This window comes from Streptomyces sp. NPDC059009, assembly GCF_042740175.1.
In the GTDB taxonomy this organism is placed as follows: domain Bacteria; phylum Actinomycetota; class Actinomycetes; order Streptomycetales; family Streptomycetaceae; genus Streptomyces.
Map to the genome: position 1 here is coordinate 1 of NZ_JBHYJB010000054.1, position 12,853 is coordinate 12,853.

At 71.5% G+C, this 12,853-nt stretch carries 10 protein-coding genes; 5 read left to right on the top strand and 5 right to left on the bottom strand.

Going from position 1 to position 12,853, the window contains the following annotated elements; translation table 11 throughout:
• From ACFWYM_RS38920 to ACFWYM_RS38935, 4 genes are all read right to left on the bottom strand, one after another.
• Positions 1-744: serine dehydratase beta chain (locus ACFWYM_RS38920; RefSeq protein WP_384848333.1), on the bottom strand; the 744-nt coding region annotated here is incomplete at its 3' end.
• A gap of 91 nt (positions 745-835) precedes the next feature.
• Positions 836-2,512: an APC family permease gene (locus ACFWYM_RS38925; RefSeq protein ID WP_384848336.1), complete on the bottom strand. Its 1,677-nt coding sequence runs from the start codon at positions 2,510-2,512 to the stop codon at positions 836-838.
• 101 nt (positions 2,513-2,613) lie between these two features.
• The gene (locus tag ACFWYM_RS38930) at positions 2,614-3,249 is read right to left on the bottom strand and encodes a DedA family protein (protein WP_384848339.1); all 636 of its coding nucleotides are present in this window, start codon (positions 3,247-3,249) and stop codon (positions 2,614-2,616) included.
• On the bottom strand, positions 3,246-4,019 hold the full coding sequence (locus ACFWYM_RS38935) for an MBL fold metallo-hydrolase (protein ID WP_384848341.1): 774 nt from the start codon (positions 4,017-4,019) through the stop codon (positions 3,246-3,248). The genes ACFWYM_RS38930 and ACFWYM_RS38935 overlap by 4 nt, the downstream gene beginning before the upstream one ends.
• Before the next feature lie 97 nt (positions 4,020-4,116).
• Here ACFWYM_RS38935 and ACFWYM_RS38940 point away from each other — a divergent pair, with 97 nt between their 5' ends.
• The 3 genes from ACFWYM_RS38940 to ACFWYM_RS38950 all read left to right on the top strand — a co-directional run bounded on the left by ACFWYM_RS38940 (position 4,117) and on the right by ACFWYM_RS38950 (position 8,403).
• On the top strand, positions 4,117-4,548 hold the full coding sequence (locus tag ACFWYM_RS38940; RefSeq protein WP_384848344.1) for a hypothetical protein: 432 nt from the start codon (positions 4,117-4,119) through the stop codon (positions 4,546-4,548).
• Positions 4,549-4,707: 159 nt separating this feature from the next.
• On the top strand, positions 4,708-6,942 hold the full coding sequence (locus tag ACFWYM_RS38945) for a phage holin family protein (RefSeq protein WP_384848347.1): 2,235 nt from the start codon (positions 4,708-4,710) through the stop codon (positions 6,940-6,942).
• Positions 6,943-7,026: 84 nt separating this feature from the next.
• A complete protein-coding gene (locus ACFWYM_RS38950; protein ID WP_384848350.1) occupies positions 7,027-8,403 on the top strand; it encodes an amino acid permease in 1,377 nt (458 codons plus the stop codon).
• A gap of 12 nt (positions 8,404-8,415) precedes the next feature.
• Here ACFWYM_RS38950 and ACFWYM_RS38955 read toward each other — a convergent pair whose 3' ends face one another.
• The gene (locus tag ACFWYM_RS38955) at positions 8,416-10,041 is read right to left on the bottom strand and encodes a DUF6345 domain-containing protein (RefSeq protein WP_384848353.1); all 1,626 of its coding nucleotides are present in this window, start codon (positions 10,039-10,041) and stop codon (positions 8,416-8,418) included.
• A 336-nt stretch (positions 10,042-10,377) separates the two neighbouring features.
• On the opposite strand from ACFWYM_RS38955, the gene ACFWYM_RS38960 reads away from it, so the two are divergent.
• Together ACFWYM_RS38960 and dnaK are read left to right on the top strand one after the other, a co-directional pair.
• On the top strand, positions 10,378-10,803 hold the full coding sequence (locus tag ACFWYM_RS38960; protein WP_384848356.1) for an OsmC family protein: 426 nt from the start codon (positions 10,378-10,380) through the stop codon (positions 10,801-10,803).
• 146 nt (positions 10,804-10,949) lie between these two features.
• Positions 10,950-12,848, top strand: coding sequence for a molecular chaperone DnaK (gene dnaK, locus ACFWYM_RS38965; RefSeq protein WP_384848359.1), 1,899 nt, complete (start codon positions 10,950-10,952; stop codon positions 12,846-12,848).
• Positions 12,849-12,853 lie beyond the last annotated feature (5 nt).

Genomic DNA, 12,853 nt, shown 5'->3' on the forward strand with positions numbered 1-12,853 from the left:
GCGGCGGACCTTGAGGCCGCCGGGCAGGATGCCCTCACGTGACATGCCGCGGCTGACGCACGCCTGCATGACGCGCCAGATGTCCAGCAGGCCGGCACGGATCTCGTCCTCGGTGCGCCATGCCTTCTCGTTCTCCAGCATCAGCGAGGAGATGGACAGGCCCGTCTCCCGGGCCAGGCGCAGCATCTCGTCGCCCGTGCGGAAGGGGTACTTGAGGACCGTGTCGTCGGGGACGATCGGGTTCTCGCCCGCGGTGCCCTCGCCGGACAGCACGGTCTCGTCGACGACGAAGCCGCCGCCCACCGAGTAGTAGGTCTTCTCCAGCAGCTCCTCGCCGTCGGCGTCCTGCGCCCACAGCGTCATGCCGTTGGCGTGGTACGGCAGCGCCTTGCGGCGGTGCAGGACCAGGTCCTTGCCGAAGTCGAACGCGATCTCGTGGGCGCCCAGCAGGCTGATGCGGCCCGATTCCTTGATCGTCTCGAATCGCTCGTCGGCCGTCTCCACGTCGACGGTGCGTGGGGACTCGCCCTCCAGGCCGAGCAGCACCGCCTTCGGGGTGCCGTGGCCGTGGCCGGTCGCGCCCAGGGAGCCGTAGAGCTCGGCGCGCACCGAGGCGGTGTGGGCCAGCAGGCCCTCGCCCTTCAGGCGCCGCGCGAACATGCGCGCGGCGCGCATCGGGCCGACCGTGTGGGAGCTGGACGGGCCGATGCCGATCGAGAACAGGTCGAAGACCGAGACGGCCATGGGGGCGTTTCCCTGTCTGGTGGTGGCGGAGGGGATGGAGGGGGTGGAGGAGAGAGGGGCGCCCCGTTGAAGGGGCGCCCCGTCGTTTCGGCTACGCCGACTGAAGTTCCCGGTCGGGGTGGTCGGAGGGCGACTTCTCCGGCTCCGCCCCGGCCTCCGTCTCCGACTCCTGCGGCGCGTCCAGTACGGGATCCGGCGCGGGCAGCCCCGCCTCGTGGGCCCGTACGCCCGCCCGTACCGCCCAGAAGTAGAAGCCGATCGCCGAGACCGCCACGACGGCGATGTCCACGCCGCCCGGGATCACGCCGTAGCCGCCGAACTCCGAGCTGCCGAGGGCCGACAGCGTCGCCATCCACAGCAGGAAGCCGATCATCCACCAGGCGGGCGCGAACTGCCGTGCCAGGTTCTTCTCTCCCTTGCGGCGCAGCACGATCGCCGCGATCGGCGCCGAGACCAGGGTCAGCAGTGCGACCTTGCCGGTGTCCGGCCACTTCGACCAGTACAGGGCGCAGGCCGCGAAGGCGAACGTGATCGGGCAGAGCACCTTCGCCGCCGGAAGCCGGAAGGGGCGCGGCAGTTCGGGCTTGGTGATCCGGAAGACGCCCACCGCGATCGGGCCGATGAGGTACGAGACGACCATGGCCGCCGACACGACGCTGGCGAGCGCCTCCCAGCTGTGGCCGACCGTGACCAGGAGCAGCACGGAGAAGCCGAGGTTGAGCCACATCGCGGGGCGCGCGGTGCCGTACTTGGGGTGGGTCTCGCGGATCTTCTTCGGGAAGAAGCCGGTCTCGGCGAGGTTCTGTGCCATGTACGAGGCGGAGGCGACGTTGCCGATGTTGGCGCCGGAGGGCGAGATGAACGCGCCGAACTGGAGCATCGTGACGACCCAGTGCAGCATCAGCATCTTGGCGAGGTCGGCGAACGGCGACGCGAAGTTGATGCCGCTCCAGCCGCCCGCCTCGGCGAGCTTCTCCGGCGGCACGGAGCCGATGAACGCGATCTGCAGCGCCATGTAGATGACCAGGCCGAGGCAGAGCGCGCCGACGAGGGCGAGCGGGATGGCGCGGCCCGGGTTCTTCGCGGCGCCGCCGAGGTTGACGACGGCCTGGAAGCCGTTGAAGGCGAAGACGACGCCGGAGGTGGTGACGGCGGTCATCACGGCGGACCAGCCGTTGGGCGCGAAGCCGCCGTGGTCGGTGAAGTTGCCGGTGTGGAAGCCGGAGGCGATGAGCGCGATCACGGCGAGCACGGGGATCGCGAACTTGACCAGCGTGAGCATGTTGTTGGCGCGGGCGAGCAGCGCCACCGACCAGTAGCAGGCCAGCCACAGGGCGACGGTGAGGACCAGGGCCATCGCCATGCCGGTGCCGGTGAGCGAGCCCTCCGACACCAGGCCGCGGGCCCAGCCGAAGTTCCAGGACGACATGTACTGGGTGCCGGCGATCGACTCGATCGGGATCAGCGCGGCGATCGCGATCCACACGGCCCACCCGGTGATGAAGCCGAGGACGGGCCCGTGGGATATGGACCCGAAGCGGGCCATGGAGCCGGGCAGCGGGTAGGCGGCGCCCACCTCCGCGTACGACATGGCGATCATGCCGATGAAGACGGCTCCGATCACCCAGGCGACCAGGGCCGCGGGACCCGCGACCTGAGCTGCCTTTCCGGCACCGAAGAGCCAGCCGGAGCCGAAGATCGACCCCAGACCGATCATGATCAGGGCGAAGAGGCTGAGCCCCTTCTTGTTGGCCGCGCTGATGTCCATGGACCTCAGCCTATTTGCCGATCTTTGACCATCTGTGCGCTGATGGCCCCATGTGTGTGGGACGTTCGTCACGCAAGATCCCCTCGCGAGGGGGGCGGGGCTCAAGCCGCCGGCGAAGACCTCCGCACCCGCCGCCACACCGTCGGCGCCGCGCTGATCAGCACCGTCAGGCCGACCGCGAGCGCCACGCCCTCCCACGGCTCCTTGAACAGGGAGCCGCCGAGGATGCCGATCAGCTGGTACGTCACCGCCCAGGCCAGGCACGCGGGGACGTCGCCGCGGGCGAACCGGCGCAGCGGCATGCGGGCCATCAGGCACGCCAGCATCACCGGGATCCGGCCCGCGGGGACGAGGCGGGACAGGACAAGGACCAGCACGCCGTGGTCGCGCAGCTTGTCCTGGGCCTGGGTGAGGCGCTCCTCGGGGGCCCGGTCGCGGATCGCCGACAGCCAGCGGCTGCCGTTCTTCGAGCGCATGCCGCGCTGCCCCAGCCAGTACAGGGCGACGTCCCCGAGGAACGCGGCGAGCGCCGCCACCCCGAAGACCAGGAGCAGCGCGAACGGCGCCGTCTGGTGGAAGGCCACCACCGCCGCCGAGCTCACCAGGGCGCCCGTCGGCACCACCGGCACCAGCGCGCCGATGAAGACGAGGAGGAAGAGGGAGGGGTAGCCGACCGCCTGTTGCGTCGACTCCGGCGGCACCGAGTGCGTCGCCGCGTGGGCCGCGGCAGTGATCATCGGGCGGCCTCCGGCCGTACGCTCTCGCCGTGTTCGAGGCGGTGCACCGCCACGTCCGGCGCGAGCTGTGCCGCCCGGCGCACGAACTCGTCGCCCGGCGTGTGGAATTCATGGGGCCGCACCGCGTCCATGCCGATCGGCCAGTACGTGCCGTAGTGCACCGGGACCGCGCTGCGCGGCCGCAGCCGGGCGAGCGCCTCGGCGGCCCGCCCCGCGTCGAGGTGCCCGGTCCCCAGGTACGGGCCCCAGCCGCCGACCGGCAGCAGCGCCACGTCGACCTCGCCCACCCAGTCGGCCATCTCGTCGAAGAGCCCGGTGTCCCCGGCGAAGTACGTGCGTGCCGCACCGCTGACGACGTAGCCGAGCGCCGGGGCGCGGTGCGGGCCTATGGGCAGCCGGCGGCCGTCGTGCAGCGCGGGCACCACCCGGACGGTCAGCGGCCCCTCGCGGACCTCGTCGCCCGGCACCACCTCGGTCAGGCGCAGGCCGCGCAGCCGGCGCAGTCCCGGCACCGCGCGGGGCGCGCCGCGCGGCACCAGCACGCGGGTGCCGGGCGCGAGCCGGGCCAGGGACGGCAGATGCAGATGGTCGGCGTGCAGATGCGAGACGAGCACGAGGTCGGCCACGGCCGCCGCGGGCGGCGGCAGCGCACCGCGGCGCCGGTGCAGATGTGCCAGGCGCCCGGCGAAGAGAGGGTCGGTGAGGACCCGGGCGCCCGAGTCCTCGACCGTGCAGGTGGCATGACCCCACCACGTGACCTCCACCGGCACCCGGTTCCTCCTTCGCGAGACTGTCTCCGAGCCTACGGCCAGGAGTAGGGTCTTCGGCTGACACCGGAGGTCCGACGCCAGAGGTGAGGGGGAGGTCATGAGAGACACCGCACGGGCCGCGGCCCCGCCCGCGGTGCGGGTCACGGCGATCGCCAGCCTGACGCCCCTGGAGGAGCTGGAGGCGGATCCGTTCCTCGTCGATTCGCGCAGCCAGCACGCGATGTGCGCCCAGTGGGCCGCCGCACGCGGCTTCGTCGTCACCCAGGAACTCGTCGTACGGGGCCTGCGGTTCGACCACGCCGCGCTGTGGGCCGACGTCGAGGCGGGCCTCGTCGACCTCTTCGTGGTCCCCAGCCGCCGTGTCCTGGAGCGCGCGCTGAGCAACGCGGACGCGTTCACGGCGGAGTGCGCGAGACGAGGGGTCCGCGTGGAGACGGCGGGTCTGGCGGAGCCCGCGTACGACAGCGAGATGAAGGCGCACGTCCACCGCCGCCTGTCCATGCCGACGGCGGGCTACGACGGCCGCTGATCAGCCCGGCCGCCAGCCAGCCCGTCCGGCGTTTGAGGACGAGGCGCGAAGCGCCGATGCGGGGGTCCGGGGGCGGAGCCCCCGAGAGGGCGCCCCACCCAAAAGGGAGCCTGTGACAGGCTGGGTGCCCAGTTCGTCCAGTTTCCCGAGGGGTGGCACGTGGCCGCAGGCCGTTGGCGACGGGTGGGCAGCACCCTGTGGAGGGTCATCGCCGTCTGGGCGGTCAGCACCCTGACCATGCTCGCGCTCGCCGGGATACTGCCCGACTTCAAGCTCCAGTCGGACGACGGCGACAGCGCGACCCGCGTCGCGATCACCGCCGCGTCCGGCGCCGGAGCCTTCGGTCTGCTCTCCGCCGTGGTGTGGCCGCTGCTCGTCCGGGCGCTGCTCCTGGTGCCCGCCCTGGTCCTCGGCCTGCTCGCGTTCTTCCTCAACGGATCGCTGCTGCTGCTCGCCCTGAGCCTCATCCCGGACGGGCGGGGGGAGGCGAACGCGCAGACCGCCGTCGTGGTCGCCGCCGTCATGTCGGCGGTCGCGTCGGCGACCGGTGCCGCCCTCGCGGTGCGGGACGACGACGCCTACCGGCGCCGCCTGTACCGGCTCGCCGACCGCCGAAGACGCGGCGTCGAGGTGAGCGAGGGCCCCGTCACGCCCGGCACTGTCTTCCTCCAGCTCGACGGCGTCGGCCACGACGTGCTGCGCTCGGCCGTCGACAAGGGGCTGATGCCGACCGTCGCGCACTGGCTCGGCGCGGGCCCGGAGGACACGGACAAGGAGAGCCCCGGCAAGGAAGGCCCCGGCAAGGAAGGCCCCGGCAAGGAAGGCCCCGGCAAGGAAGGCCCCGGTAAGGAAGGCCCTGTCAGGAGGGACGCCACCCACCGGCTCACCCCCTGGCGCACCGACTGGTCCAGCCAGACCGGCGCCAGCCAGCTCGGCATCCTGCACGGCTCGAACTTCGACGTGCCCGCCTTCCGCTGGTACGAGAAGGACACCGGCGAGGTCATGGTCTCCAACCGGCCCGCCTCCGCCGCCGAGCTGCAGCGCCGCGCCATCGAGCGCACCGGCGACGGCGGACTGCTCACCGTCGACGGCGCCAGCCGCGGCAACCTCTTCAGCGGCGGCGCCGAACAGCTCGCCCTCGTCCTGTCGATCGCCGCCCGCCGGGGCAAGGAGAACCGCTCGCGCGCCGGGTACTTCGCCTACTTCCGCGACCCCGCCAACGCGGTGCGCACCGCCCTGTCCTTCGTCGCCGAGGTCGGCCGGGAGATCGGCGAGTCCACCCGGGCGCGGTTCCAGCGGCGCCGCCCACGGGTGAGCCGGGGCGGGCTCTACCCCTTCATCCGGGCCTTCGCGACCGTCGTCGAGCGCGATGTGGTGGTCGCCGCGGTGATAGGGGACATGCTCGCCGGGCGCAGCGCGGTCTACGCGGACCTCGTCGCGTACGACGAAGTGGCGCACCACTCCGGCCCCTGCTCCCGCGACGCCGAGAAGGTCCTGGCCCGCCTCGACCGCTCCCTCGCGCTGCTCGCCAAGGTCGCCGAACACGCCCCGCGCGCCTACCGGATCGTGCTCCTGTCCGACCACGGGCAGAGCCCCGGCGAGACCTTCCAGGCGCGGTACGGGCTCACGCTCGAAGACCTCGTCAAGGCGGGCTGCGGCCTGCCCGTGCCGCGCAAGGCGCAGCGCACCCACAGCGGCGCCGAGGCGCGCGCGGCGGTGCGGGCCGCGCTGCGCAGGCCCGTCGAGGAGGGCGCGGGCGAGCACCGGCCCGAGCGCCGCGCCGAGCCGGTCGTGCTCGCCTCCGGCAACCTCGGCCTGGTCTCCTTCGGCGACGTACCGCACCGCATGACGCGTGAGGAGATCGACCGCCGCCACCCGGCGCTGCTCCCGACGCTCGCCAACCACCCGGGCATCGGCTTCCTCCTCGTCCGCAGTGCGGAGCGCGGCCCCGTCGTGCTGGGCGCGCGCGGCGCCGAGGTCTATCTCGACGAGGAGCCGAGGGAGCCCGCGGAGCCCGGGCCGCTCGCGGACTTCGGGCCCGGCGCCGCCGACGCGGTGCGCCGCACCGACGGCTTCCCGCACGTCGCCGACATCATGGTCAACTCCTGGTACGACCCGGACGAGGGCGAAGTGCTCGCCTTCGAGGAGCAGATCGGCTCGCACGGCGGGCTCGGCGGCGCCCAGTCCCACCCCTTCCTGCTCTCCCCGCTCACCCTCCGGCCACCCGTGGCCGACGGGGCCGACGGGGCCGAACTGGTGGGCGCGGAGCGGGTGCACGAGGTGCTGCGGGGGTGGCTGGGCGAGGAGAGCGGGCCGCAGATTCCCCGGGAAGAGCAGGGTGGCGACACAGCTTTTGCGGTCGTCCGCCGTGCCGCGCAGGACAAAACACTCTGATTTGGCGGAGCCTTATGCGTACCTGACCATGGGCCTGCGTCCGGCGATCCCGGGCCCGGGCACGACGAGAGGCACCACCACCCCATGCACGACACCGAAGCCGCACCGACTGGGGTGGGTCAGGAAGAGCCCGGGCAGGACAGCAAGCACGCCCGCCGCTTCGGCCTCCCGATCGCCACCTGCCTGGTCATGGGCAACATCATCGGCGGCGGCATCTTCCTGCTCCCGGCCTCCGTCGCCCCGTTCGGCACCGTCAGCCTCGTCGCGTTCGCGGTCCTCACCGCCGGGGCCATCGCCCTCGCCCTCGTCTTCGGCCGCCTCGCCCAGCGCGATCCGCGCACCGGCGGGCCGTATGTGTATGCGCGCGAAGCGTTCGGGGACTTCGCGGGGTTCCTCGCCGCGTGGGCGTACTGGATCACCACCTGGGTGTCGAACGCGGCCCTCGCCGTCGCCGCCGTCGGGTACTTGAACGTCCTGATCCCCGTCAACGACCACAAGTGGTCGGCCTGCGTCGCCGCCCTCGTGCTCCAACTCCTGCCCGCACTCGCCAACTTCGCCGGCACGCGGTACGTGGGCGCGGTCCAACTCGTGGCCACCGTCCTGAAGTTCCTGCCGCTGCTCCTCGTCGCCGTCGGCGGGCTCTTCTTCTTCGACAGCGCGAACCTCGGGCCGTTCCAGGCCACGGACGACTCCGCGATCGGCGCCGTCTCCGCGTCCGCCGCGATCCTGCTCTTCTCCTACCTGGGCGTCGAGTCCGCCGCCGTCAGCGCGGGCGAGGTCCGCGACCCGCGCCGCAACGTCGGCCGTGCCACCATCCTCGGCACCCTCGGCGCCGCCCTCGTCTACCTGCTCGGCACCCTCGCCGTCTTCGGCACCGTCGCCCACGACAAGCTGGTGACCTCCACCGCGCCGTTCTCGGACGCCGTGAACGTCATGTTCGGCGGGTCCTGGGGCGGCACCGCCGTCGCCCTGGCCGCCCTCGTCTCCATGGTGGGCGCCCTCAACGGCTGGACGCTGCTGAGCGCCCAGACCCCGTACGCCGCCGCCAAGGACGGCCTCTTCCCGGGCGCCTTCGCCAAGAAGCAGCGCGGCGTGCCCACCATCGGCGTCGCCGTCACCGTCGTGCTCGCCTCGCTCCTGACGGTCTACAACTACACGGCGGGCTCCGGCGGCGTCTTCGAGTCCCTCGTTCTGATCACCACGTTCACGGCGACCGTGCCGTATCTGCTCGCCACCGCCGCGCAGATCTACTTCCTGGTCTCCGGGCAGGGCGAGCGCGTCAACCGCTCCCGCCTGGTGCGCGACGGCACCCTCGCGGGCGTCGCGTTCGCCTTCTCCATGTGGCTGGTCGCCGGCTCCGGCTACGCGGCGGTCTACCAGGGCGTGCTGTTCCTCTTCGTGGGCGTCCTCGTGTACGCGTGGATGGCGGCCCGCAAGCAGCGGACCGCCACCACGAGTTGAGCCTGGCAGGTCTTACCGGGCGAGCGGGGCCACGACCCAGCGCTGGGTCTTGAACATCCCGTCCGCCGGGCCGATCTCGACGAGCCTGCGGGCGGCGAGGTACGCCTCGTTGCCCTGCATCTCGTAGCCGACCTGGAAGGTGCCGGGCACCTCGCGGACCTCGGGCTCGGCCTGCGCGGCGGCGCTCTGTCCGGGCTCGTCCGCGGTGACCGCGGCCAGCCGGGCCAGCATCCGCTGCTGGGCGTTGTCCAGGGCGCGGCGCGGGTCGCTCTCCTGCACGGTCGGCCGGGCGCCCTGAGAGGGCTCGGGCGCGACGCTCGCGTGCGGGGCGCGGGTGACACCGGTCGCCTTGCGTGTGGAGATCTGCGCCTGGACGACGGTGCCGTCGTTGTCCAGACCCACCCGGATCAGGCCGCGGTCCGGGGAGATCACCGGCACCCCGTTGAAGACCTGACGGAACGTCACATGGGTCTGGAGCGAGACTGGTTCGCCGATCTCCGCGCCGTCCTTCGTGCCGGAGTTCTGCATCAGGTCGTGCACGCTCTCGACCGCGAGCTCCGCGCCCTCGGCGTACCGCTCGGCGAACTCGCGGGCCGTCTCGACCGCGCGGTCGGTGGGCAGCTGCGTGATGTTGCGGTGGTTGGGCTCGGCGAGCTGCACCCAGCGGATGGCGTGCGGCGCCGTGGAGATGAGCCGGTCGCCGGAGGAGGCGCTGAGCACGCCCTGCCGCTCGACCTGCACGTCCTGGAGGGCCGCAGAGGGGAACCCGGTGATGCGGCCGAGGGTGGTGAGTTCCTCGCTCGGGTCGCGCGGGGCCAGCTGGATGACCTGCTGCTCGCCGGGCAGCTGGGTCAGCGGGTCGGTGAGCGTGGCGCGGGCGTAGTACCAGCGCCAGGCGTACCAGTTGTCGGAGACGTGGTCGCGGTAGAAGTTCCGCTCGGTGTTCAGGCGGTTGGTGGCCTCGGCCTGGGTCGCGCCGACGGCCGCCACGGAGGGCGCCTGGCCGTGGTAGATGTCCCAGCTCGCGTTGAGCCACGCGTCGCAGAACGTCTGCCCGGCCCGCCACTTGTCCCAGAACTTCTTGCCGTAGTCCGGGCTGTCGATGCTCGTCGTCTCGAAGCCGAAGATCATCCGGAAGCCGATGTTGGGCCCGCCCCAGGTACGGATGGGGGAGTGCCCGTCGAGGACGCGCAGCGAGTTGCAGGTGGACCAGAAGATGTAGTTGACCTTCTCGTTGCCCAGCGACATCCGGTTGGAGATCGCGTCGCTGCGGCCGTCCCAGACCGCGCCGAGTGGCGCGAAGAAGACGCCGTTGCCGTCCATGCCGCCGTGCCCGGAGTGGTACACGGCGCACACCGCGTCCATCCCGTAGCGGTCCTGCCAGTTGTCGTACGTCTCCTCGTACGCCCACACCTGCGCGCCGCCGTCCGCGAACCAGAAGTTGCGGTCGTAGAACTGCTGGAGGTACGCCAGCCAGCCGGTGGCGTCCTCGTGCGTGTGGTAGAGAGTCGCCTGGTTGACGAACTTCTGGATGCTGAAAGCCCCCCACCAGCCGAACGTCGAGTCGCGGTCACCGGCTGCTCCGGGTTTCTCCAGTTGAAGCGGAGACGGACCCCGGTCCGCGTAATTCATGCGCATGACCTAACCCCCTGCAGTGGACTTCTCACCCCTGGCTCTCCCTGGGGTGAGAGGGGCCTCAAAGTGTCACCGCGACGGGTGCTTGGACAGGTGGCATTCCAGACATCTGGCGTGCGCAACGGGCATATCGTGCGCCCCTGGTGTCCCGGTGGAGGGCGCATCCGGGGTGGTACGGCGGTCACTTGGGAGAGGCGCCGGTGGGGCCCGGTGAGGATCTGCCGCCCCGACGTGTCCCAGGCGTCCGTGGCCGGTCCTGCACACGGCTCGCCGTGCGGTGTGGTCGGATGGGTGCTTACGGAACGTCGCTCACCGAACACCACCGAAGGGATCCGCATCGTGGCTACCACGCGCTCCGCGCACACGGTCTGGGAAGGCAGCCTCACCGAGGGCTCCGGCACCGTGACCTTCGACTCCTCCGGCATCGGCCAGCAGGCGGTGTCCTGGCCGTCCCGCGCCGAGCAGGCCAATGGCAGGACCAGCCCCGAGGAGCTCATCGCCGCAGCGCACTCCAGCTGCTTCTCGATGGCCCTCTCGCACGGTCTGACCGGGGCGGGCACCCCGCCCACCAAGCTCGTCACGTCGGCGGACGTCACCTTCCAGCCGGGCACCGGCATCACCGGCATCCACCTCACCGTCGAGGGTGAGGTGCCGGGCCTGGACGAGGCCGCCTTCGTCTCGGCCGCCGAGGACGCCAAGGCCAACTGCCCGGTCAGCCAGGCCCTTTCGGGGACGACCATCACGCTGTCGGCGAAGCTCGCCTGACGCCGCACCGCCGCACCTCACCGACTGCCGCGCCCCTTTCGAAGGGGCGCGGCAGTCGTGCTGTGCGGTCTTGACAGGAGCCCACTCAAGTTTTGTGCTGGAGACCTGGATAGCGGGGTGCGGACAACCGGGAGAGGGGACGGGACATGGCTCGTGCGGTCGGGATCGATCTCGGGACGACGAACTCGGTGGTGGCGGTCCTGGAGGGCGGCGAGCCCACCGTCATCGCCAACGCGGAGGGGGCACGCACCACTCCGTCGGTCATCGCCTTCGCCAAGAACGGCGACGTGCTGGTGGGCGAGGTCGCCAAGCGGCAGGCGGTCACCAACGTGGAGCGCACCGCACGGTCCGTCAAACGCCATATGGGTGAGGGCGGTTGGCGCTTTCCCGAGAGCGGCTCCGTGGACGGCACCCGCTACACCGCGCAGGAACTGGCCGCGCGCGTGCTGCAGAAGCTGAAGCGCGACGCCGAGTCCTATCTGGGCGAGGACGTCACCGACGCGGTCGTCACCGTCCCCGCCTACTTCGACGACACCCAGCGGCAGGCCACCAAGGAGGCCGGGGAGATCGCCGGCCTGAAGGTGCTGCGGATCATCAACGAGCCGACGGCGGCCGCCCTCGCGTACGGCCTCGACAAGGCCGACGAACAGCTCGTCCTCGTCTTCGACCTGGGCGGCGGCACCTTCGACGTCTCGCTCCTGGAGATGGGCGAGGGTGTCATCGAGGTGAAGGCCACCAACGGCGACACCAAGCTCGGCGGCGACGACTGGGACCAGCGGATCGTCGAGCACCTCGTGCAGCAGTTCAAGAACGCGTACGGGATCGACCTCGCCAAGGACAAGATGGCGCTCCAACGGCTGCGCGAGGGCGCCGAGAAGGCGAAGATCGAGCTGTCCTCGTCCAGTGAGACGGACATCAACCTCCCCTACATCACGGCCTCCGCGGACGGCCCGCTGCACCTGGCGGAGAAGCTGACCCGGGCCCAGTTCGAGGCGCTCACCGCCGATCTGCTCGACCGCTGCAAGGAGCCCTTCCACCAGGCGGTCCGGGACGCGGGCGTGCAGCTGTCCGCCGTCGACCACGTGATCCTGGTGGGCGGCTCGACGCGGATGCCCGCCGTCACGGAGCTGGTGCGCGAACTCACCGGCAAGGACCCGCACAAGGGCGTCAACCCGGACGAGGTCGTGGCGGTCGGCGCGACGCTCCAGGCGGGCGTCATCCGCGGCGACGTCAAGGATGTCCTGCTGCTCGACGTGACCCCGCTGTCCCTCGGCATCGAGACCAAGGGCGGCATCATGACGAAGCTGATCGAGCGCAACACCACGATCCCCACGCGCCGTTCGGAGACCTTCTCCACGGCGGAGGACAACCAGCCCTCGGTCGGCATCCAGGTCTTCCAGGGCGAGCGCGACATCGCCGCGTACAACAAGAAGCTCGGCGTCTTCGACCTCACGGGCCTGCCGCCCGCCCCGCGCGGCGTCCCGAAGATCGAGGTCACCTTCGACATCGACGCCAACGGCATCATGCACGTCTCGGCGAAGGACGAGGCCACGGGCCGCGAGCAGCGCATGACGGTCACGGGCGGCTCCGCGCTCCCCAAGCAGGACATCGACCGGATGGTCAGGGAGGCGGAGGAGCACGCGGAGGAGGACCGCAAGCGCCGCGAGGCCGCCGAGACGCGCAACCAGGCGGAGCAGCTCGTCTACCAGACGGAGCGCTTCCTGCGCGAGAACGAGGAGCGCGTCCCGGTCGACACGAAGACCGAAGTGGAGGCGGCCGCAGGGGAGTTGAAGGCTCTTCTGAAAGACGGCACGGACACGAACGCGATGCGCGCGGCGGCAGAGAAGCTCGCGACGGTCAGCCAGAAGATGGGCCAGGCGATGTACGCGAACGCGCAGTCCGAGCAGTCCGCGCAGGCCACGGAGCAGCCGCCGCAGGACGCATCGGCCCAGGAGGACGTCGTGGACGCGGAGATCGTCGACGAGGACAAGGAAGGCAAGGGGGACAAGGGGGACGGCAAGGGCGAGGGAGGGGCGAAGGGCTAGGGCCT

Excerpts from the sequence above, each read along its gene's own strand:
- ACFWYM_RS38940 (WP_384848344.1), top strand. The coding sequence starts at position 4,117 with ATGAGAGACACCGCACGGGCCGCGGCCCCGCCCGCGGTGCGGGTCACG.
- ACFWYM_RS38950 (WP_384848350.1), top strand. The coding sequence starts at position 7,027 with ATGCACGACACCGAAGCCGCACCGACTGGGGTGGGTCAGGAAGAGCCC.
- ACFWYM_RS38925 (WP_384848336.1), bottom strand. The coding sequence starts at position 2,512 with ATGGACATCAGCGCGGCCAACAAGAAGGGGCTCAGCCTCTTCGCCCTG.
- ACFWYM_RS38930 (WP_384848339.1), bottom strand. The coding sequence starts at position 3,249 with ATGATCACTGCCGCGGCCCACGCGGCGACGCACTCGGTGCCGCCGGAG.
- ACFWYM_RS38955 (WP_384848353.1), bottom strand. The coding sequence starts at position 10,041 with ATGCGCATGAATTACGCGGACCGGGGTCCGTCTCCGCTTCAACTGGAG.
- dnaK (WP_384848359.1), top strand. The coding sequence starts at position 10,950 with ATGGCTCGTGCGGTCGGGATCGATCTCGGGACGACGAACTCGGTGGTG.